The sequence below is a fragment of the Streptomyces sp. NPDC020898 genome (genome assembly GCF_044333925.1).
Lineage (GTDB): Bacteria > Actinomycetota > Actinomycetes > Streptomycetales > Streptomycetaceae > Streptomyces.
The window spans coordinates 260412-282339 of record NZ_JBIRRV010000001.1; the positions used below are offsets into that span (position 1 = coordinate 260412).

17 protein-coding genes are annotated in these 21928 nt (G+C 69.8%); 1 reads left to right on the plus strand and 16 read right to left on the minus strand.

Going from position 1 to position 21928, the window contains the following annotated elements:
• Positions 1 to 145: 145 nt before the first annotated feature.
• Positions 146 to 3295: an isoleucine--tRNA ligase gene (gene ileS, locus ACH4TV_RS01185; RefSeq protein ID WP_398392952.1), complete on the plus strand. Its 3150-nt coding sequence runs from the start codon at positions 146 to 148 to the stop codon at positions 3293 to 3295.
• A 172-nt stretch (positions 3296 to 3467) separates the two neighbouring features.
• Here the strand turns inward: ileS and ACH4TV_RS01190 are convergent, their stop codons facing one another.
• The 16 genes from ACH4TV_RS01190 to rsmH all read right to left on the minus strand — a co-directional run bounded on the left by ACH4TV_RS01190 (position 3468) and on the right by rsmH (position 21803).
• A complete protein-coding gene (locus ACH4TV_RS01190; protein ID WP_398392954.1) occupies positions 3468 to 4742 on the minus strand; it encodes a DivIVA domain-containing protein in 1275 nt (424 codons plus the stop codon).
• A gap of 46 nt (positions 4743 to 4788) precedes the next feature.
• Positions 4789 to 5079, minus strand: coding sequence for a YggT family protein (locus ACH4TV_RS01195; protein ID WP_330291705.1), 291 nt, complete (start codon positions 5077 to 5079; stop codon positions 4789 to 4791).
• 85 nt (positions 5080 to 5164) lie between these two features.
• Positions 5165 to 5824, minus strand: coding sequence for a cell division protein SepF (locus ACH4TV_RS01200; RefSeq protein WP_398392956.1), 660 nt, complete (start codon positions 5822 to 5824; stop codon positions 5165 to 5167).
• 129 nt (positions 5825 to 5953) lie between these two features.
• The gene (locus tag ACH4TV_RS01205) at positions 5954 to 6673 is read right to left on the minus strand and encodes a YggS family pyridoxal phosphate-dependent enzyme (protein WP_398392958.1); all 720 of its coding nucleotides are present in this window, start codon (positions 6671 to 6673) and stop codon (positions 5954 to 5956) included.
• A gap of 6 nt (positions 6674 to 6679) precedes the next feature.
• A complete protein-coding gene (gene pgeF / locus ACH4TV_RS01210; protein WP_398392960.1) occupies positions 6680 to 7414 on the minus strand; it encodes a peptidoglycan editing factor PgeF in 735 nt (244 codons plus the stop codon).
• Entirely contained in the window at positions 7411 to 8598 is a 1188-nt protein-coding gene (gene ftsZ, locus ACH4TV_RS01215) for a cell division protein FtsZ (RefSeq protein WP_398392962.1), read from the minus strand. Before ftsZ ends, pgeF begins: the two co-directional genes overlap by 4 nt.
• A 275-nt stretch (positions 8599 to 8873) precedes the next feature.
• Complete coding sequence (locus ACH4TV_RS01220; RefSeq protein ID WP_398392964.1) at positions 8874 to 9689, minus strand: cell division protein FtsQ/DivIB; 816 nt, start codon at positions 9687 to 9689, stop codon at positions 8874 to 8876.
• A gap of 201 nt (positions 9690 to 9890) precedes the next feature.
• The gene (gene murG, locus ACH4TV_RS01225; protein ID WP_398392966.1) at positions 9891 to 10982 is read right to left on the minus strand and encodes an undecaprenyldiphospho-muramoylpentapeptide beta-N-acetylglucosaminyltransferase; all 1092 of its coding nucleotides are present in this window, start codon (positions 10980 to 10982) and stop codon (positions 9891 to 9893) included.
• Positions 10983 to 10988: 6 nt separating this feature from the next.
• Positions 10989 to 12371, minus strand: coding sequence for a putative lipid II flippase FtsW (ftsW, locus tag ACH4TV_RS01230; protein ID WP_398392968.1), 1383 nt, complete (start codon positions 12369 to 12371; stop codon positions 10989 to 10991).
• A 208-nt stretch (positions 12372 to 12579) separates the two neighbouring features.
• Positions 12580 to 14025 carry a UDP-N-acetylmuramoyl-L-alanine--D-glutamate ligase gene (gene murD, locus ACH4TV_RS01235; RefSeq protein WP_398392970.1) on the minus strand — a complete coding sequence of 482 codons (1446 nt, stop codon included), beginning with the start codon at positions 14023 to 14025 and terminating at the stop codon, positions 12580 to 12582.
• Entirely contained in the window at positions 14007 to 15080 is a 1074-nt protein-coding gene (gene mraY / locus ACH4TV_RS01240; protein ID WP_398392972.1) for a phospho-N-acetylmuramoyl-pentapeptide-transferase, read from the minus strand. The genes murD and mraY overlap by 19 nt, the downstream gene beginning before the upstream one ends.
• Complete coding sequence (murF, locus tag ACH4TV_RS01245) at positions 15077 to 16507, minus strand: UDP-N-acetylmuramoyl-tripeptide--D-alanyl-D-alanine ligase (protein WP_398392974.1); 1431 nt, start codon at positions 16505 to 16507, stop codon at positions 15077 to 15079. The genes mraY and murF overlap by 4 nt, the downstream gene beginning before the upstream one ends.
• Before the next feature lie 4 nt (positions 16508 to 16511).
• Positions 16512 to 18188 carry a UDP-N-acetylmuramoyl-L-alanyl-D-glutamate--2,6-diaminopimelate ligase gene (locus ACH4TV_RS01250; RefSeq protein WP_398392976.1) on the minus strand — a complete coding sequence of 559 codons (1677 nt, stop codon included), beginning with the start codon at positions 18186 to 18188 and terminating at the stop codon, positions 16512 to 16514.
• A 30-nt stretch (positions 18189 to 18218) separates the two neighbouring features.
• Positions 18219 to 20171: a peptidoglycan D,D-transpeptidase FtsI family protein gene (locus ACH4TV_RS01255; protein ID WP_398392978.1), complete on the minus strand. Its 1953-nt coding sequence runs from the start codon at positions 20169 to 20171 to the stop codon at positions 18219 to 18221.
• Between the two features lie 5 nt (positions 20172 to 20176).
• Complete coding sequence (locus tag ACH4TV_RS01260; RefSeq protein ID WP_398392980.1) at positions 20177 to 20749, minus strand: hypothetical protein; 573 nt, start codon at positions 20747 to 20749, stop codon at positions 20177 to 20179.
• Positions 20750 to 20846: 97 nt separating this feature from the next.
• Positions 20847 to 21803, minus strand: a complete 957-nt coding sequence (gene rsmH, locus ACH4TV_RS01265) for a 16S rRNA (cytosine(1402)-N(4))-methyltransferase RsmH (protein ID WP_398392981.1) — start codon at positions 21801 to 21803, stop codon at positions 20847 to 20849.
• Positions 21804 to 21928: the final 125 nt, after the last annotated feature.

A 21928-nucleotide genomic window follows, 5' to 3' on the forward strand; every position in this document is an offset into this window, starting at 1 on the left:
CAATGAGGGGGCTCACCGGTGTGCACGACGCACCGGGGAGCCAAGGAGGGTGGTACCGCGGGAGTACGCCGTACACGGCGTCCGGAGAATTCCGGCTCTCGTCCCTCCGACGGAAGGCAGAAAGTCCGCCGGAGGAAGCTCGCTGATGACAACGCCGACGTACCGCCAGGTGCCCGCCCAGGTCGACCTGCCCGCCCTTGAGCACGCCGTGCTCGACTTCTGGCGCGAGCAGAAGATCTTCGCCAAGACCCTTGAGCAGTCCGAGGGGAACCCCGAATGGGTGTTCTACGAGGGCCCGCCCACCGCGAACGGCATGCCGGGCGCCCACCACATCGAGGCCCGCGTCTTCAAGGACGTGTTCCCGCGCTTCCGCACCATGCGCGGCTACCACGTGGCCCGCAAGGCCGGCTGGGACTGCCACGGCCTCCCCGTGGAGCTGGCGGTCGAGAAGGAGCTGGGCTTCACCGGTAAGCAGGACATCGAGGCGTACGGCATCGCCGAGTTCAACGCCAAGTGCCGCGAGTCGGTGACCCGCCACACGGACGCCTTCGAGGCGCTCACGACCCGCATGGGGTACTGGACGGACCTCAAGGACCCCTACCGCACGATGGACCCCGAGTACATCGAGTCGGTCTGGTGGTCGCTGAAGGAGATCTTCAACAAGGGCCTGCTGAAGCAGGACCACCGCGTCGCCCCCTGGTGCCCCCGCTGCGGCACGGGCCTCTCGGACCACGAGCTTGCCCAGGGCTACGAGACGGTCGTCGACCCCTCCGTGTACGTCCGTTTCCCGCTCACCTCCGGTCCGCTGGCCGGCGAGGCGGCCCTCGTCGTCTGGACGACGACGCCCTGGACGCTGGTCTCCAACACCGCTGTCGCCGCCCACCCCGACGTCACGTACACCGTGGCGACGAACGGCGCCGAGAAGCTCGTGGTCGCCGAGCCGCTGCTCACCAAGGCGCTCGGCGAGGAGTGGCAGTCCACGGGCCAGACCTTCACCGGCGCCGAGATGGAGCGCTGGTCCTATCAACGTCCGTTCGAGCTGGTCGAGTTCCCGAAGGACGTGCCCACCCACTACGTGGTGAACGCGGACTACGTGACGACCGAGGACGGTACGGGCCTGGTCCACCAGTCCCCCGCTTTCGGTGAGGAAGACCTCAAGGTGTGCCGCGCGTACGGCCTGCCGGTCGTGAACCCGGTCCGCCCCGACGGCACCTTCGAAGAAGAAGTCCCCCTCGTAGGGGGCGTCTTCTTCAAGAAGGCGGACGAAAAGCTCACCGAGGACCTCCACGCGCGCGGGCTGCTCTTCAAGCACATCCCGTACGAACACAGCTACCCGCACTGCTGGCGCTGCCACACCGCGCTCCTCTACTACGCGCAGCCGTCCTGGTACATCCGCACCACCGCCGTCAAGGACCGTCTCCTCCAGGAGAACGAGAAGACCAACTGGCACCCGGACACGGTCAAGAACGGCCGCTTCGGGGACTGGCTGAACAACAACATCGACTGGGCGCTCTCCCGCAGCCGCTACTGGGGCACCCCGCTGCCGATCTGGCGCTGCGAGGACGACCACCTCACGGTCGTCGGCTCCCGCGCGGAGCTGACCCAGCTCACGGGCACCGACCAGTCGGACCTGGACCCGCACCGCCCCTTCATCGACGCGGTCACCTTCGCCTGCCCCCAGGGCGACTGCGGTCAGACCGCCACGCGCGTGCCCGAGGTCATCGACGCCTGGTACGACTCGGGTTCGATGCCGTTCGCGCAGTGGGGATACCCGTACAAGAACAAGGAGCTGTTCGAGTCTCGCTACCCGGCGCAGTTCATCAGCGAGGCCATCGACCAGACGCGTGGCTGGTTCTACACGCTGATGGCCGTCGGCACCCTTGTCTTCGACAAGTCGTCGTACGAGAACGTGGTCTGCCTGGGCCACATCCTCGCCGAGGACGGCCGCAAGATGTCCAAGCACCTGGGCAACACCCTCCAGCCGATCCCGCTGATGGACCAGCACGGCGCCGACGCGGTCCGCTGGTTCATGGCGGCCGGCGGCTCCCCCTGGTCGGCCCGCCGCGTCGGCCACGGCACGATCCAGGAGGTCGTCCGCAAGACGCTCCTCACGTACTGGAACACGGTCGCCTTCCAGGCCCTGTACGCGCGTACGTCGAACTGGGCCCCGTCCGCGGCGGACCCGGCCCCGGCCGACCGCCCGGTCCTGGACCGCTGGCTCCTGTCCGAACTCCACGCCCTCACCGACCAGGTGACCCAGGCGCTGGAGTCGTACGACACCCAGCGCGCCGGCAAGCTCCTGTCGGCGTTCGTCGACGACCTGTCCAACTGGTACGTCCGCCGCTCCCGCCGCCGCTTCTGGCAGGGCGACAAGGCCGCGCTGCGCACCCTGCACGAGGTCGTCGAGACGGTCACGAAGCTGATGGCCCCGCTGACCCCGTTCATCACCGAGCGGGTCTGGCAGGACCTGGTGGTGCCGGTGACCCCCGGCACCCCCGAATCCGTACACCTGACCTCCTGGCCCGAGGCGGACCTGTCCGCGATCGACCCGGAGCTGTCGAAGCAGATGGTGCTCGTACGGCGGCTGGTGGAGCTCGGCCGGGCCACGCGCGCGGAGTCGGGCGTGAAGACGCGTCAGCCGCTGTCGCGCGCGCTGGTCGCGGCGACGGGCTTCGACACCCTGGACCGCGAACTGCACGCGCAGATCACGGAGGAGCTCAACGTCAGCTCCCTCGCGTCCCTCTCCGAGGTGGGCGGCTCGCTGGTCGACACCACCGCCAAGGCCAACTTCCGCGCCCTGGGCAAGCGGTTCGGCAAGCGCGTCCAGGACGTGGCGAAGGCCGTCGCGAACGCCGACGCGGCCGCGCTGTCCCTCGCCCTGCGCGCGGGCACGGCGTCGGTGGAGGTCGACGGCGAGACGGTCACGCTGGCACCGGACGAGGTCATCATCACGGAGACCCCGCGCGAGGGCTGGTCGGTGGCGTCCGACTCGGGTGCGACGGTCGCCCTCGACCTGGAGATCACGGAGGAGCTGCGCCAGGCGGGCCTCGCCCGTGACGCGATCCGTCTGATCCAGGAGGCCCGCAAGAACAGCGGCCTCGACGTGGCCGACCGCATCGCGCTCCGCTGGACGTCCACGGACCCGGCGGTCACCGCGGCCCTGACCGAGCACTCGGGCCTGATCTCCGACGAGGTCCTCGCCACGGACTTCGGCGGAAGTGAGGCGGACGACACATACGGGGACCCGTTCACGGACGAGGGCCTGTCGCTGACGTTCCGCCTGCGCAAGGCGTAGCAGCACCCGCTGCAAGCACGTACGAAGGCCCGGTCCCGCCAAGCAGCTTGGCGGGACCGGGCCTTCGGCGTTCCCGCCCCGCGCCCAGGCACGGCAAAAGGGCGGGGCCCCGGAAGAAAAATCCGGGGCCCCGCCCTGAACGCCGCCGACGCCTAAGGCGTACTAGAGGCCGTCAGTTGTCGTCCTCGTCGATCAGGAAGCCGCGCATCGGCGAGGGAGCCTGACCCATCGGAGACGGGCCCTGCGGCCGGACCGGAGCCATGGGCTGGGTCATGGCCGGGGACATCTGCTGCTGGCCGCCGTAGGACGGGCCGGCCGGGCCGGGGCCCATGCCCTGGTTGCCGCCGTACGACGGGGCGCTCGCGCCGGCCGGAGCCATCGAGGGCGCCGGGGACGGCGGCAGAGAGGCCGTGGCCGGAGTACGCGGCGGAGCCAGCGAGTCGTCGGCCTGGGTCTCCAGCTGACGCAGCTGCGACTCCAGGTAGGACTTCAGGCGGGTCCGGTACTCACGCTCGAAGCCTCGCAGATCCTCGACCTTGCGCTCCAGCGTGGCGCGGGCGGACTCCAGGGAGCCCATCGCGACGCGGTGCTTCTCCTGCGCGTCCCGCTCCAGCGCGTCGGCCTTGGCGCGGGCGTCGCGCTCCAGGCCCTCGGCGCGGCTGCGGGCCTCGCCGACGATCTTGTTGGCCTCGGAACGGGCCTCGGCGATCGCCTGGTCGGCGGTCTGCTGGGCCAGCGAGAGAACACGCGCGGCGCTGTCGCCACCGGGACCCTGACCGGGTCCGCCCATCTGCGGGGGACCACCCATGGGTCCGCCCATCGGGCCGCCCATCTGCTGCATCTGACCCTGCATCTGCTGACCGGGCATCTGCTGCATCTGGCCCTGCATGCCGCCCTGGCCCATCGGACCCTGACCCATGGGGCCCTGGCCCATCTGACCCTGCATACCGCCCTGGCCCTGCATGCCGCCCTGGCCCATCGGACCCTGACCCATGGGGCCCTGGCCCATCTGACCGGGACCCTGCGGACCGCCCTGGCCGTTCGGGCCGGGGGGCAACTGCGGCGCACCGCTGGGCAGCTGGGGCGGACCGCCCATGGGGCCGCCCATCTGCTGCTGCGGCGGGCCCGATATGCCGGCGGGCACCGGGCCGCCGGGGCCTCGCATACCCTGCTGCGGCATACCTTGCTGGGGCATGCCCTGTTGCTGCATCCCCTGCTGCTGATCCTGCTGTTCAGGAGGCTTGCGCATGCCCTGCTGCTGGTTCTGCGCAGCGGCACGCGTGGCAGCGGCCAGCTTGGCGCGCAGATCCTCGTTCTCGCGGAGCAGGCGCGTCAGTTCGGCTTCGACCTCGTCGAGGAAGGCATCGACCTCGTCCTCGTCATAGCCTTCTCGGAGGCGGACGGTCGTGAACTGCTTGTTCCGCACATCCTCGGGGGTCAATGGCATCTCTTCACCTCAACGTAGTCGTCGGCATTCGGCAAGACCGTATCGTTCACACCAACACCTGCCTGACGACAGTGATCAGGATGTACACGATGATCATCAGTACGAAGAAGGACAGGTCGAGCGCCACGCCCCCGAGACGCAACGGCGGGATGACCCGCCGCAGAAGCTTGAGCGGTGGATCAGTGACAGTGTAGGTGGCCTCCAGAACGACCACCATCGCCTTGCCGGGCTGCCATGAGCGGGCGAACTGGAAGACGTAGTCCATGACCAACCGGAAGATCAGCACGATGAGAAAGCACATCAGCGCGATGTAGAGAATCTGTCCAACCACGCTCATGATCCGTGCGTCCCTCTCCCCTGTTTCCCTGCTGCTGGATACCGCTGTTCGTACTGCCTTGTTACCGCTGTTCCGGTCGTGCGTCTCAGCTCTGGTTGAAGAACCCGCCCTCTGCGATGCGGGCCTTGTCCTCCGCCGTGACATCGACGTTAGCAGGCGACAACAGGAACACCTTCTGCGTCACCCGCTCGATGCTGCCGTGAAGACCAAACACCAAACCGGCAGCAAAGTCGACAAGTCGCTTTGCATCTGTGTCATCCATCTCAGTGAGATTCATGATCACAGGCGTGCCCTCACGGAAGTGTTCCCCGATGGTACGGGCCTCGTTGTAGGTCCGGGGGTGGAGCGTGGTGATCCGGTAAGGCTCTCGTTCCGACACGACCTTGGGCATGATCACCGGTGCGTTCTTCTCCATGCTTTGACGTTCTTGTGTGATGGATGCCACGGGCGCGATCCGCGCCGGACGCCCCGATTCCGCGCCCAACGAAGCGGAATGCGGCACCGGATCACGCGGTGCGGGAGGCTGCACCACTCGTACCGATTCGTCCCTTTGGGACTGATGAGACTGGTGGGACTGATGCGAACCGTGCGACTGGCGCGAGGGCTCATGCCGCCGCAGGTCGCGCTCGGGTTCCGGGTCCAGTTCGGGCTCGAAGTCGTCATCGGGGTCGAAACCCCGGCCGTCGTACCCATCGTCCTCCACGAGGCCGAGGTAGACCGCCATCTTGCGCATCGCGCCGGCCATGCTCTGAGTCCTCCGCTCTGTGGTGGATCGACTGACGAATGCCAAGTGCCCGCGATCCACGAGGCCGTTATGACCGCCTTTCGGCGGTAATGACCATATTTTCTGCTGTGGTCCGACTTCCTGGCGACGTTACCCGAGCCTGGGACGGACTCCGAGTACCGCACTGCCGACGCGCACATGTGTCGCTCCGACCGCCACGGCCTGTTCGAGGTCCGCACTCATCCCTGCGGACACCATGTTCGCAGCCGGATGCGTGCGGCGCATAGCAGTCGACAAATCCATCAGCCGCTCGAAGGCTGCCAGTTCACGTCCCGCGTACGGTCCGGCCAGCGGCGCGACGGTCATCAGCCCGTCGAGCCTGAGCCCCTCTGCCCGCGCCACGAGGCCGGCCAACTCCCCGATCCCGCCCGGCCCCACGCCCCCACGCTCCCCGCGCCCGCTCTCCTCCGTGTCGAGCGCCACCTGGATCAGGCAGCCCACCTCACGCCCGGCCCGTACCGCTTCCCTGGACAGTCCGGAGACCAGCCGGTCGCGGTCGACGGACTGTACGACCCCGGCGTAACCGACCACGGAACGCACCTTGTTGGTCTGCAACTGGCCCACGAAGTGCCAGGTGAGCGGCAGATCCGCGCACGCCTCGGCCTTGGGTGCCGCGTCCTGGTCCCGATTTTCGGCCACATGACGCACACCCAGCTCGCACAGAATCCGCACATCGCTCGCGGGGTAGGTCTTGGTGACGACGATCAGCGTCACCTCCTCCCGCTTGCGGCCCGCCGCCGAGCAGGCCGTCGCGATGCGCTCCTCCACTGCCGCCAGATTTGCGGCGAGTTCGCCCTTGCGGTCCGTCATGTCCTATCAGTCCAGCCAGACATAGCCTGCGAGCCGCCCGGTCGTGCGGTCCCGTCGGTACGAGAAGTGGTCGGCGGACTCCCGGGTGCACACCGGCGACTGTTCCCGGTCGCGCACCCCGAGCCGCTCCAGCTGTGCGTGGACTCCGGCGGCCACGTCGACCGCCGGAGTGCCCCAGCTGGTCTCGGCGTACGCCGCGGGTTCGACGGCGGCGACGTCGGCGCGCATCTCCTCCGGTACTTCGTAGCACCGGCCGCAGACGGCGGGGCCGGTGCGGGCGACGATCCGGGTGGGGTCGGCGCCGAGTGATTCCATCGCGTCCACGGCGGCGGGGACGATCCCGGCGACCATACCGGGCCGGCCCGCGTGCGCCGCGGCGACCACCCCGGCGACCGGGTCGGCCAGCAGGACCGGGACGCAGTCGGCGGTGAGGACGGCGAGGGCGAGCCCCCGGGTGGCGGTCACCAGGCCGTCCACGGGCGGGGCGGGCCGGGTCCACGGCCCGTCGACCTCGGCGACGAGATCGCCGTGCACCTGGTTCATCCAGACCACCCGCTCCGGGTCGAGGCCCAGGGACTTGGCGGCCAGTTCGCGATTCGTGCGTACGGCGTCCGGGGCGTCGCCGACCGCTCCGCCGAGGTTGAGCTCCTCGAACGGAACGGCGCTCACCCCGCCCCACCGGTCGGTGAAGGCGAAGTGCGCGCCGCTCGCACCGCTCGTTCCCGAGCGCTGTCCTATCACTTCAGGAAGTCCGGCACGTCCAGTTCCTCGGCCGCGCTGTCCGAGTAGGACCGGGACGGCGGGACCGGCGGCGAGACCGGCAGTTCGTTGACCGGCTCCGGGGCGGCCGGGGTCTCCCTCGGCGTGACGCTGCCGAGCGACCCGAAGGACGGACGGCTCTCGGTGGACCGTACCGGCGTGGGTTCGTCGCGCTTGGCGCCGGCCGAGCCGAGGATGTTGTCGCGCTTGGGCGGAGGCTGGCCCCCGTCGAAGCCGGCCGCGATGACCGTGACCCGGACCTCGTCACCGAGGGCGTCGTCGATGACGGCGCCGAAGATGATGTTGGCCTCGGGGTGTGCGGCCTCACTGACCAGTTGGGCGGCCTCGTTGATCTCGAACAGACCGAGGTCGGAGCCGCCGGAGATGGAGAGCAGGACGCCCCGGGCGCCGTCGATGGAGGCTTCGAGGAGCGGCGAGGAGATCGCCATCTCCGCCGCCGCCACCGCACGGTCGTCGCCGCGGGCCGAGCCGATGCCCATGAGGGCCGAACCCGCCTCGGACATCACGGACTTGACGTCGGCGAAGTCGAGGTTGATCAGACCGGGGGTGGTGATCAGGTCGGTGATGCCCTGGACACCGGAGAGCAGGACCTGGTCCGCCGACTTGAAGGCGTCGAGGACCGAGACCTGGCGGTCCGAGATGGACAGCAGGCGGTCGTTGGGGATGACGATGAGGGTGTCGACCTCTTCGCGGAGTTCCGCGATGCCGTCCTCGGCCTGATTGGCGCGGCGCCGGCCTTCGAAGGTGAAGGGGCGGGTGACCACGCCGATGGTGAGGGCGCCGAGGTTGCGGGCGATGTTGGCCACGACGGGCGCGCCGCCGGTGCCGGTGCCGCCGCCCTCGCCGGCGGTCACGAAGACCATGTCGGCCCCCTTGAGGACCTCCTCGATCTCCTCGCGGTGGTCCTCTGCCGCCTTGCGGCCGACGGCCGGGTTGGCGCCGGCGCCGAGTCCGCGGGTGAGTTCGCGGCCGACGTCGAGCTTGACGTCGGCGTCGCTCATCAACAGCGCCTGAGCATCGGTGTTGATGGCGATGAACTCGACGCCCTTCAGACCGACCTCGATCATCCGGTTGATGGCATTGACACCACCGCCGCCGACACCGATGACTTTGATGACTGCGAGGTAGTTCTGCGGTGCTGCCACGTCGAAGGCCTCTCGCCTCGAGTTACGTGTCGCCGTTCGCGATACGACGAACGGACAACTCATGCCGAAGTGGGACGGTCCGAACGCCGACCCGAACCCTAACGTTGAAGTTTAGGGTTACCAGTGTGTCTGTTCCTTGGACTCTTCCGAACAGGACACTAAGTCGACAAGTGGCGCACGTTCAACGAACACGCCGAACCTCCCGTTTTTCTTTTCACCCTATGTGATCAGGCATAGCCATGCCCAACCAGGGTGCTGGCCTGCACGGATGAGCGTCAACTCCCCGATGACGCAGGGGCCGTGGGAACACTTACGTCGAAGTGCCGCGCCCCGGGAGCTGCTTTCATGAGTGCGGTGAGTGCGCGGGCCTTCGCCGCGCCCTGCTCCCCGCTCCCCCACACGACGGTCCGGCCGTCGCCCAACTCCAACGAGATGGAGTCGTACGAGCGGACCTTGACGACTTTGGTGGCGCGCGCGACGGCACTCGGCAGATCGCCCGCCACCCGCACCGCCTCCCGCGTCAGCCGGTCACTGCCGAAGCGGCGCAGACTCGCGGTCTGCGAACCGGTCCGGGACAGCGTCAATTCCAATGCGGGTACGCCTTCGGGGGCACGAGAAACCGTCGCGAATCGCACGCCTTTCGCGTCCACTTCGACATACTTGCCCCCATTTCCAGCGCTTTCGACAATCAGGACAGGGGTGCGCTCGACCACTTTCAGGCCGATTCCGTGCGGCCACGACCGGGTGGCCTCAACCGAGTCAATTCGGGGCAATTTCCGGAGCAGTCGGGACTCGATCGCATCGGTGTCGACGGAAACGAGCGGTTCCCCGACCGGCACATCGGCGGCCTCGCGCACCTGTGCCTGCGTCAGAACCCCGGCCCCCGACACCGATACGCGCTCCACCCGCGTCCACCGGGAGCCGTACAGCACCCACAGGACGCCTCCGCCGAGGATCAGCAGGGCGAGGGCCAGGATGACGGCCGTACGCAGCCTGGGCGGCCCCAACCGGCCGAGGAGGCCGGTCCGGCGGGGCGGGCCGGAGGTGTCCTGCTGCCGTTCGCCGCGTTCGGCGGTCGTCGCTCCGGCCACGCGCCCTGCCCTTCCCTCGTCGTCGCCCTGGGACCTGTCGTTCGGATCATGCCGCAGACGCGGGGTGGCCGTGACATCAGCCGCTCCGCGGCGGGCGCACATCTGCCGCGTTGTCGTCGGTTGCCGACTCCCCCATCGCCCCGCTCACGCCGGCCGAAGAGGCGCCGTCGTTTTCCTGCGGCCTGATCCGAACAACAGCCCCTAGCGGTGGCGCGAGGCGATCGCCTCGTACACCATGCCGACGAGCAGGTCGTCGGCGTCCCGACGGCCGAACTCGCTGGCGGCGCGGGACATCTCGTACAGCCGGTGCGGATCGGCGAGCACGGGCAGGACGTTCTGCCGCACCCACTCGGGCGTCAGTTCCGCGTCGTCGACCAGGACTCCGCCCCCCGCCTTCACCAGCGGCTGGGCGTTCAGCCGCTGTTCGCCGTTGCCGATGGGCAGCGGGACGTAGGCGGCCGGGAGTCCGACGGCGGAGAGTTCGGCGACGGTCATCGCGCCCGCACGGCACAGCATCATGTCGGCCGCGGCGTACGCGAGGTCCATCCGGTCCACGTACGGTACCGGGATGTAGGGGGGCATCCCCGGCATCTGGTGGACCTGCGGCAGTTCGTTCTTCGGGCCGACCGCGTGCAGGATCTGGATTCCGGCCTGCTGGAGGTACGGCGCGACCCGCTCGACCACCTCGTTGAGGTGGCGGGCGCCCTGCGAACCGCCGGAGACCAGCAGCGTCGGCAGACTCGGGTCGAGTCCGAACGCGGCGCGGGCCTCGGGGCGTACGGCGGCCCGGTCCAGGGTGGCGATGGAGCGGCGCAGCGGGATGCCGATGTAGCGGGCCCCGCGGAGCTTGCTGTCCGGGGTGGAGACGGCGACCTGGGCGGCGTACCGCGAGCCGATCTTGTTGGCGAGGCCGGGGCGGGCGTTGGCCTCGTGGACGACGATCGGCACCCCCAGGCGCTTGGCGGCGAGGTAGCCGGGCAGGGCCACATAGCCGCCGAAGCCGACGACCGCGTCGGCCTTGGTGCGCTCCAGGATCTGCTCGGCGGCCTTGATCGTGCCGCGCAGCCGCCCGGGGACGGTGATCAGCTCCGGGGTGGGCTTGCGCGGCAGGGGGACCGCTGGGATCAGCGCCAGGTCATAGCCCCGCTCGGGAACGAGCCGGGTCTCCAGACCCCGTTCCGTGCCCAGGGCCGTGATCCCGACGGTGGGATCAGCCCTGCGCAGGGCGTCCGCGAGGGCGAGCGCGGGCTCGATGTGGCCGGCGGTCCCCCCGCCGGCGAGTACGACATGCACCGAAATTCACCGCTCTCCGGACGTACGCGCCGCCGAGGCACGCCGTCTCATCGTGTTCCATCTCCGGGAGACTCCGGCCGGCCTTCCCGACCGAGCAGAACCCCCAGCCCCCCGCTTTCTACCAAAGCGGGGTTGCCGCAACGAAAGCGCCGCCCGCGCACCCGGTTCGTCGCGTGCGAAGGCGATCAGCAGTCCGATGGCGAACATGGTCGGAAGCAGGGCGGAACCCCCGTAGGAGAACAGCGGGAGCGGGACACCGGCGATCGGCAGCAGGCCGAGCACCGCACCGATGTTGATCACCGCCTGAGCGGTGATCCAGGTGGTCACACCTCCCGCGGCGTACCTCACGAAGGGGTCCTCCGTGCGTCCGGCCACGCGGATACCCGCATAGCCTAGGGCCGCGAAGAGGGCGAGCACCGACAGCGTCCCCGCCAGGCCCAGTTCCTCACCGGTGACGGCGAAGATGAAGTCCGTGTGCGCTTCGGGGAGTTGCCCCCATTTTTCCACACTCGCGCCGAGGCCCGAACCGAACAGGCCACCGGAGGCGAGCGCGTAGATGCCGTGCACCGCCTGCCAGCAGGAGGTGCCTCCGGTGCCGGGCTCGGTGGCGCCGATGCACTCGAAGCGGGCCATGCGGTTGGGGCTGGTCTTGATGAGGACCAGCCCGATGAACGCGGCGACGGACAGCACCCCCACGAACAGCCGCGTGGGCGCCCCGGCCAGCCACAGCAGCCCGAACAGGATGGCGGTGAGGATGATCGCCGTCCCCATGTCGCCGCCGAGCATGATCAGGCCGAGCAGCATGAACGCCACCGGGACCAGCGGCACCAGCATGTGCTTCCACTGCGCGAGCAGTCGCTTGTCCTCCTTGCGGGCGATCAGGTCGGCGCCCCACAGCACCAGGGCGAGCTTGCCGAACTCGCTCGGCTGGATCTGGAAGGAACCGCCCAGTGAGATCCAGTTCTGGTTGCCGTTGATCGACACCCCTATCCCGGGCACCTGCACGAGGACCATCATGAAGACGGAGCCCGCGAGGATCGGGTAGGCGAGCGCCCGGTGCAGCTTCACCGGCATCCGTGAGGCTGCCACCAGCAGGGTGCCGCCGATCATGGCCGCCAGGAACTGCTTGCGGAAGAAGAAGGACCCGGGCAGCGACAGCTGGAGCGCGGTGATCTGGGAGGCCGAGTAGACCATCACCAGCCCGAGCACCGTGATCAGCAGGGAACCACCGAGGATCACGTAGTACGCGGTCAGCGGCCGGTCCCAGGCCCGCTCCACACGCCTGCGGAGGCGCCGCACGGGGTTGTCACGGGGCGGGCGGGGCGCGGCAGGCCTACGAACCCTGACGGCCCGCTGCGCGGGCGCCCGGCCGGTACGACTACTGGCCATCAGAGCCTCCCGCACAACTGATGAAGGGCGCGCGCAGCGCCCCCTTCAGGGGCGCGGGGCTGTGTCCGATCTGCGGCTCCGCCGCGGGGCGCGACCAGCCCCCACCGGGCCGGCACCAGACAACCCACCGAAAGTTCCCGAGCCACAACCGACCTCACGTGTCCCTCCAAGGCCCCCGAAGACACCCTCCGCGGCCGAAGACCGACCGTCAGGTCCCCGCCCCGAGTTCGCGAACAGCGTGCGCGAACGCGTCACCGCGCTTGTTGTAGTTGGTGAACATGTCCATGGAGGCACAGGCCGGGGCCAGCAGCACCGTGTCGCCCGCCGCGGCCAGCCGCCGGGCCTCCTGAACAGCCGCGAGCATCGCCCCAGTGTCGGTCCGGTCGAGGTCGACGACGGGTACCTCCGGCGCGTGTCGCGCGAGGGCTTCGCCGATCAGCGCGCGGTCCGCGCCGATCAGCACCACGCCGCGAAGTCGCTTTGCCGACTTGGTGACCAGCTCGTCGAAGGTCGCGCCCTTGGCGAGCCCGCCGGCGATCCACACGATCGACTCGTACGCCGCCAAGGAGGCCTCGGCCGCGTGGGTGTTGGTCGCCTTGGAGTCGTCGACGTAGGCGACCCCGTCGACATCGGCCACATGCGCGATGCGGTGCGCGTCCGGGGTGAAGGCCCTGAGGCCGTCCCGGACGGCCTTCGCCGGCACCCCGAAGGCGCGGGCGAGGGCAGCCGCCGCAAGGGCGTTGGCGATGTTGTGCGGGGCCGGCGGACTGACGTCCGAGACCTCGGCCAGTTCCTGGGCGTTCTGCTGCCGGTTCTCGACGAAGGCTCGGTCGACCAGGATGCCCTCCACGACGCCGAGTTGGGACGGTCCGGGCGCGCCGAGCGTGAACCCGACGGCCCGGCAGCCCTCCTCGACGTCCGCCTCGCGCACCAGGTCCTCGGTGGACGGTTTGTCGGTGGCATCCACGTTGTAGACACAGGCGACCCGATTGCCCTCGTAGATACGGCCCTTGTCGGCGGCGTACGCCTCCATGGAGCCGTGCCAGTCGAGGTGGTCGGGGGCGAGGTTGAGGACGGCGGCGGAGTGGGCGCGCAGGGAGGGCGCCCAGTGGAGCTGGTAGCTGGAGAGTTCGACGGCCAGGACGTCGTACGCGTCGTCGCCTTCCTGGACCACGTCGATGATCGGGGTGCCGATGTTGCCGACGGCGGCCGTACGCAGGCCCGCCGCCCGCAGGATCGAGGCGAGCATCTGGGTGGTCGTCGTCTTGCCGTTGGTGCCGGTGATCGCCAGCCAGGGGGCGGCATGCGGGCCGCGCAGCCGCCAGGCGATCTCGACGTCGCCGACCACGTCCACGCCCGCCTCGGCGGCGGCCGCGAAGAGCGGTGAACTCGGCTTCCAGCCGGGCGAGGTGACGACCAGTTCGGTGCCCTCGGGCAGCGTCTCCGCGTCTCCGAGGCGTACCTCGATGCCCTCCAGGGCGGCCGCGCGTTCCCGGTGGGCATCGGAGTCCCCGCCGTCCACGACGATGACGGAGGCGCCGAGGGCGGTCAGGGCGCGGGCGGCGCTGATGCCGCTCACGCCGAGTCCGGCGACGGTGACACGCATGTCCTGCCAGTCGCTGCCCTGACCGGACGTCACTTGTCGGCCGCCCATCCCGCGTAGAAGATGCCCAGTCCGACGATCACGCAGATGCCCTGGATGATCCAGAAGCGGACCACGACAAGAACTTCGGACCAGCCCTTGAGTTCGAAGTGGTGCTGGAGTGGCGCCATCCGGAAGACTCGCTTGCCGGTGAGCTTGAAGGAGCCGACCTGGATGACCACCGACATGGTGATCAGCACGAACAGGCCGCCGAGGAGCGCCAGCAGCAGTTCCGTACGGGAGCAGATCGCGAGGCCGGCGAGCGCGCCGCCCAGGGCCAGTGAACCGGTGTCACCCATGAAGATCTTGGCGGGCGAGGTGTTCCACCACAGGAAGCCGAGGCAGGCACCCATCAGCGCCGAGGAGACGACGGCGAGGTCCAGCGGATCTCGTACCTCGTAACAGGCGGACGGGTTGGTCAGGGTCACCGCGTTGGCGCAGGACTCCTGGAACTGCCAGACGCCGATGAACGTGTACGCGCCGAAGACGAGGACGGAGGCGCCGGTGGCGAGGCCGTCCAGACCGTCCGTCAGGTTCACGCCGTTCGACATGGCGAGGATCATGAACAGCGCCCAGACGACGAACAGCACCGGGCCGATCGTCCAGCCGAAGTCCTGGACGAAGGAGAGCTTCGTGGAGGCGGGCGTGTTGTTGCGGTCGTCCGCGAACTGGAGCGAGAGCACCGCGAAGGCGATACCGACGGTCAGCTGGCCGGCCATCTTCGCCTTGGCCCGCAGACCGAGCGAGCGCCGCTTGACGATCTTGATGTAGTCGTCCAGGAAGCCGACCAGGCCCATGCCGCCCATCAGGCCGAGCACCAGCAGCCCGGAGAAGGTCGGCGGCTTGCCGGTGATCACCTTGGACAGGAAGTAGGCGACGATCGTCGCCATGATGAAGGCGATACCGCCCATGGTCGGCGTACCGCGCTTCGCGTGGTGCTCGCGCGGGCCGTCGTCACGGATGTACTGGCCGTAGCCCTTGCGCGCCAGCAGCTTGATCAGCAGCGGGGTGCCGATCAGCGTCAGGAACATACCGATGACGCCCGAGAACAGGATCTGGTTCATCATCGGGCGGCAACCTCACCCTCAAAGCCGCCGACGAGCAGCGCCTGCGCCACCCGTTCGAGCCCGACCGACCGGGACGCCTTCACGAGCACGACATCCCCCGGGCGCAGCTCGCTGCGCAACAGGTCGACAGCCGCCTGTGCGTCGGACACGTGCACCGACTCCTCACCCCACGAACCCTCGTTATATGCGCCCAGTTGGAGCCAGGACGCTTCCCTGCCCCCGACCGCGACGAGCTTGCCGACATTGAGCCGGACGGCCAGCCGTCCGACCGCGTCGTGCTCGGCGAGCGCCTCGTCCCCGAGCTCGGCCATCTTGCCGAGCACCGCCCACGTACGGCCCCCCGCAGCCCGTGCGGCTGTGCCCATGGCAGCGAGCGCGCGCAAAGCCGCTCGCATGGACTCGGGGTTCGCGTTGTAGGCGTCGTTGACGATCGTCACGCCGTCCGGGCGCTCGGTGACCTCCATCCGCCAGCGGGAGAGGGAGCCCGCCTCGGAGAGCGCGGTGGCGATCTCGTCTGCGGACATGCCCAGCTCATGGGCGACGGCGGCGGCGGCGAGCGCGTTCGACACGTGATGCTCACCGTACAGGCGCATGGTCACGTCGCTTGCACCGGAGGGTGTGCAGAGCCTGAAGGCGGGCTGTCCCCTGTCCGTGAGTCGTACGTTCTCTGCGCGTACGTCCGCTTCGCCGGACTCGCCGAAGAAGATCACCTTCGCCTTCGTCCGAGTCGCCATGGCCCGTACGAGGGGATCGTCGGCGTTGAGGATCGCGGCGCCGCCGTCCGCCTCGGAGGGCAGCGCCTCGACGAGTTCGCCCTTCGCTTGTGCGATCTGCTCACGTCCGCCGAACTCGCCGATGTGGGCGGTGCCGACGTTGATGACGAGGCCGATCCGCGGGGGCGTCAGATCCGTCAGGTAGCGGATGTGACCGAGTCCGCGGGCGCCCATCTCCAGGACCAGGTACCTGGTCTCCTCGGTGGCGCTCAGTGCGGTCAGCGGCAGCCCGATCTCGTTGTTGAACGAGCCGGGCGTGTAGACCGTCGGCGCCTTGTGCTGGAGCACCTGGGCGATCAGGTCCTTGGTGCTGGTCTTGCCCGCGGAGCCGGTGAGGGCCACGAGGGTCGCGCCGAGCCGCTGGACCACGTGCCGTGCGAGGGCGCCCAGCGCCCGCTGCACGTCGTCCACGACGACCGCGGGCACGCCGACCGGTCTGGACGCCAGTACGGCGACCGCGCCCGCCTCGACGACCGCGGCCGCGAAGTCGTGGCCGTCGACGTGCTCCCCGGCGAAGGCGACGAAGAGGCTGCCTGGCTCCACCTCACGGGAGTCCCTGACGACCTGTCCGGTGACCTGGACCGACGGATCCGGTATGTCGTGGGTCTGCCCGCCGACGACTGCTGCGATCTCGGCGAGAGAGAGGGCGATCACAAGTTCATCCCTGGGTCTTCTGGATAGCTTCGCGAAGCACCTGGCGGTCGTCGAACGGACGGACCACCCCGGCGATGTCCTGGCCCTGCTCATGGCCCTTGCCCGCGACCAGCACGGTGTCCCCGGGCCGCGCACGGCCCACGGCGGCGGCAATGGCCTCGGCCCGGTCCTCGAACACCTGGACCTCGCCCCGCTCGTGCGCCGGCACGGAGGCCGCACCTTCGAGCATCGTCGCGAGGATCGCGAGGGGGTCTTCGGAGCGGGGGTTGTCGGAGGTGAGTACGGCGGTGTCGGCGAACCGGGCCACGGCGGCGCCCATGGGCACGCGCTTGGTTTTGTCCCGGTCGCCGCCGCAGCCGAGGACCACGTGCAGCCTGCCCTCGGTGACCTTGCGCAGCGCGCGCAGGACCGACTCGACGGCGTCCGTCTTGTGCGCGTAGTCGACCACCGCGAGATACGGCTGGCCGACGTCCACGCGCTCCAGCCGGCCCGGCACCCCCGGCACGGCGCCGACACCGTCGGCCGCGGTCTGGGGGTCGAGCCCGGCCTCGGCGAGGGAGACGATCGCGGCGAGGGTGTTGGCGACGTTGAACGTGCCGGCGAGCGGCGACCTGGCCCTGATCCGCTGCCCCTTGGGGCCGACCACCGTGAACGTCGAGTCCATCGGGCCGACCTGGACGTCCTCGGCGCGCCAGTCGGCGTCCGGGTGGCCCTCGGCGGAGAAGGTGACGACCGGTACGGCGGCCTCCCGGGCGAGCCGTCGGCCGTACGCGTCGTCGAGGTTGACGACCCCGAGTTTGCTGCGTTCGGGAGTGAACAGCCGTGCCTTGGCCTGGAAGTAGTCCTCCATGTCGGAGTGGAACTCCATGTGTTCCGGGCTGAGGTTGTTGAAGACGGCGATGTCGAAGACGCAGCCGTCGACCCGGCCCAGGACCAGCGCGTGGCTGGAGACCTCCATGGCGACCGCCTCGACCCCGCGCTCACGCATCACCGCGAACAGGGCCTGGAGGTCGGTGGCCTCGGGCGTGGTGCGTTCGGACTTGATGCGCTCGTCGCCGATGCGCATCTCGACCGTGCCGATCAGGCCGGTGGCCCGGTCCGTCTTCAGACCGCCCTCGACGAGGTACGCGGTGGTGGTCTTCCCGGAGGTGCCGGTGATGCCGATCTGGAGCAGGTCGCGCCCCGGACGGCCGTAGATCGTGGCCGCCAGTTCGCCCATCCGCGCGCGCGGGTCGTCGGCCACCAGCACCGGGAGCCCGGTGGCGGCGGCGCGTTCGGCGCCCGTCGGGTCGGTCAGCACGGCGGCGGCGCCGAGGCCGGCCGCCTGCGTCACGAAGTCGGCGCCGTGCAGACGGGCGCCCGGGAGGGCGGCGTACAGGTCGCCGGGGCGGACGGCTCGTGAGTCGTGGGTGATGCCCGTGACTCCGGTGGCGTCCTGCGGGATCCGGGTCTGCGGGGCACTCAGCTGGCCGGCGAGTTCCGCGAGGGGTGTGGCGGAGACGTGAACCGGCCTCGGCGGTCCCGGATATGTCACAGGAACGCCCTTCTGGGTGGTTTGGGACTGATCAGCGTGTGGCACGGCGGTGAGCGTACCGGGCGCACCCCCGGACGGGCGAAGTGAGGGCGCGGGCGGGGTGGGCGACGGTGCGCTGTTCCCCGGGTCGGGAGAGTTCGTAGTCACGAGCTGTTTCCTGGCTGGTTTCCGTGCTGATCAGGGTGTGAAGGTCACGGGGAGATTCGCGGCCTTGGCCCCGGTGGGCGGTACCTGAAGGGTCTTCAGGGCGAACTCCATGACCTCCTTGTAGATGGGGCCACAGATCTGGCCGCCGAAGTAACTGCCCTTGGTGGCGTTCTGGATGGCGCAGTAGACGGTGATGCGCGGGTTGTCGGCGGGTGCGAACCCGGCGAACGACGAGGTGTAGCCGTTGTAGCGGCCGGTGGCCGGATCCACACGGTTGGCGGTACCGGTCTTGCCCGCCACCCGGTAGCCGGGGATGCGCGCCTTGGTGCCGGTGCCCTCTTCGTCGTCCACGACGGACTCCAGCATCTTGGCGAGGGTCTTCGCCGTCTTCGCACTGACGACCCGGGTCTTCTTCGGGTCGGCGACGGGGGTGAACCGGCCGTCGGCGCCCTTGGTGCCCCGGATCAGGGTCGGCTCCACGCGGACGCCGCCGTTGGCGATCGTCGAGTACACGGAGGCCGCCTGGAGCGCGTTGAGCGAGACGCCCTGGCCGAAAGGAATCGTGAACTGCTGCGAGGTCGACCACTGGTCGGGCGGCGCGAGGATGCCCTTGGTCTCGCCGGGGAAGTCGAGCCCGGTGTAGCTGCCGAGTCCGAACTTGCGCAGGTAGGAGTAGAGGACCCGGTTCGATTCCTGCTGCGTCCTGCCCAACTGCCCGGTGGCCAGGATGGTGCCGATGTTGCTGGACTTGGCGAGCACCCCGTTGAGCGTGAGGTACCAGGTCGGGTGGTTGATGTCGTCCTTGAAGAGCCGGTCGCCGCGGTGCAGCCGGTTGGGCACGACGACATGCGTGGCGGGCGTGGCCACGTTCTGTTCGAGTACGGCGGCCATCGACATGACCTTGGCGGTGGAACCGGGCTCGTAGGCGTCCTGGAGGGCCGCGTTGCCGAGGGCGTTCGGGTTCGCCTGGCTGAGGTCGTTGGGGTCGAAACCGGGCGAGTTGGCCATGGCCAGGATCTGGCCGGTCCGGGTGTCCTGCACTATCACGTACCCGCGGTCCGCCTTCGACTCCTTCACCTGCTCGGTGATGGCGTTCTGCGCGGCCCACTGGATATCGCGGTCGATGGTCAGTTCGAAGTCGGAGCCGGGGACCGCGGGCGTCTCGGTGGAATCGGCGGTGGGCACCTGCCGTCCTCCTGACTGGGCGTACCGGATCTTGCCGTCCTGCCCGGCGAGTTCCCCGTTCAGTTGCTGTTCGAGGCCGCCGCCGCCCTTGCCGTCGGCGCTGACCCAGCCCAGCAGTCCGGCGGCGAGTTCACCGTTCGGATAGACGCGCTTGCTCGCGGGCACGGCCAGCACACCGGCGAGGACGTTGAAAGTGTCCGGGTCGGTTTCGGACTTGGCGGCCAGGGTGGACTTCAGATCCTTGATCTGCGTCCACACCTGGGGGGTCTGGCGGTTCGCGAGCAGCGTGTAGCGCGTGTTCGGCGTCTTCAGCTTCTTGGCGACGGCATCCGTGTCCTGCCCGAGGATCGGCGCGAGGAGAGCGGCGGCCTGGTCGGCGGCGTCGGCCAGTTTCGTGGTTTCCGGCGTGAACATCGTCGGATCCGCGGTGATGTCGTACGCGTCCACGCTGGTCGCCAGTTCGACGCCGTTGCGGTCGGTGATCTCGCCGCGTTCGGCGGCCAGGGTGCGGCCGACGTACCGGTTCTGCTCGGCCTTCGCGGCGTACTCGCTCGCGTCGACGGCCTGCACCTGGAGCAGCCGTACGACGAAGGCGATCAGCACCAGCGCCAGCGCCAGGCTGACCATGCGCAGCCGGGGCCGGGGGCTGCCGAGACGGATGATCTTGGGCCCGGCGGGGCGGGGGGCGGGCGGACGGCGGGCGGGGCGGGCCCCGGGGCCCGGTCGCCGGTCGGCCCCGGGTCGGGCGGGCCTGGCCGGTCCGGGCACGCGACGGCGCGGCGGTTCCCTGTCGGACACTTCCGTCACCTGCCGGGGGTCGTGGAGGGGAGGGTGGCTGTGGGTGCCTTCTCCGGGGACGCCGGCACGGAGGGGGTCGGCGTGGGCGTCGGCTCAGGGGTGGGCGTGGGAACAGGTGTACCAGTGGGAACAGGTGTGGCAGTGGGCGTGGGCGCCGGCTCGGGCTCGATCATCTCGGGCGGGACGATGGCCGGGATCCGCAGCGCCGCCGGCTCCGCGGCGGCCCCGGGGACGCCCTTGACCGTGCCGTCGGGGTTGAGGAAGGCCGGGTCGCCGCCGGGCACCATGCCGAGTTCCCGGGCGCGGCGCTGGAGGGCGTCGGGCGCGGCGTAGGCGTCCACGTCCCGCTGGAGCGCCTGTTCCTCGTCGGTGAGGCTCTTGGTGTCGTTCTGGAGGTCGTCGAGGCGGAACCCGCCCTCGCTGAGCGCGGAGTTCAGCACCAGGAGCCCGATGAGACCGCCGCCCAGGAGGAAGACGACGAGCAGGACGAACGGGGTACGGGCGGCCTGCCCCGGCCCGGTCGGAAAAAGCCGGGCGAGGCGGGCGGCCCGGCCCCTCAGTTCGGGATTCCTACTCACTCGCCCTCCCTGCCCGTCGGTTTCTCCCACGCGCGTTCCCGCTCGCCTTCCCGGCAAGCCCGGGTCTCCTGCTCACCCGCCGTCCCCTCCGTACGCCTCACTCGGCGTCCTCCCTGGTGCGCTGTGCCCCGCGCAGTCGCGCCGGGGCCGCTCGCCGGTTGTCGGCGACCTCTTCCTCGGTGGGAAGTTCGGCACCACGGGTGAGCAGCTTGAGCCGGGGCTGGTAACGCTCGGGCACAACGGGCAGCCCGGGGGGCGCCGTGTTGGCGGCTCCGGCCGCGAACACCTGCTTGACCAGCCGGTCTTCGAGCGAGTGGTACGACAGGACAGCGATCCGGCCGCCGACGGCGAGCGCCTTCACCGCGGCCGGGATCGCCCGTTCCAGGACGGTCAGTTCACCGTTGACCTCGATGCGCAGCGCCTGGAAGGTGCGCTTGGCGGGGTTGCCGCCGGTGCGCTTGGCGGCCTGCGGCAGCGCGTCGCGGATCAGTTCGACGAGCCGGGCGCTGTTACTGAAGGGCTCCTTGCCGCGCTCGCGCACGACCGCGGAGACGATCCGCTTGGCCTGCTTCTCCTCGCCGTACGCCCTGAGGATCCGGACGAGTTCGCCCGGCGGGTAGGTGTTGAGGACCTCGGCCGCGCTGATGCCGGTCGTCTGGTCCATGCGCATGTCGAGCGGCGCGTCCTGGGCGTAGGCGAACCCCCGGTCGGCCTCGTCGAGTTGCATGGAGGAGACACCGAGATCGAAGAGCACACCGTCGACCTTGGGCAGGTCCAGGCGTTCGAGTACGTCGGGCAGCTCGTCGTACACCGCGTGCACCAGGGTGGCCCGCTCGCCGAAGGGGGCGAGCCGCTCCCCGGAGAGGCGCAGTGCCTCCTTGTCGCGGTCGAGGGCGATCAGCCGGGCCTCGGGGAAACGGGCGAGGAGTGCCTCGCTGTGGCCGCCGAGGCCGAGGGTGCAGTCCACGACGACCGCTCCGGGCCGCTCCAGGGCGGGGGCCAACAGGTCCAGGCACCGCTGGAGCATCACCGGGACATGTCGACTCTGGCTCAAAGGGCCCTCTCAGGTCCGGAACGGTGCCGTACGCACCGCCGGGTCCCCGCCCGCTCGAAGAAGGGGAGGCCTGCCGGCGCCGGAAGCGTCAGCCGACCGGGAGCGGGAGGAGGCCGAGCCGCACG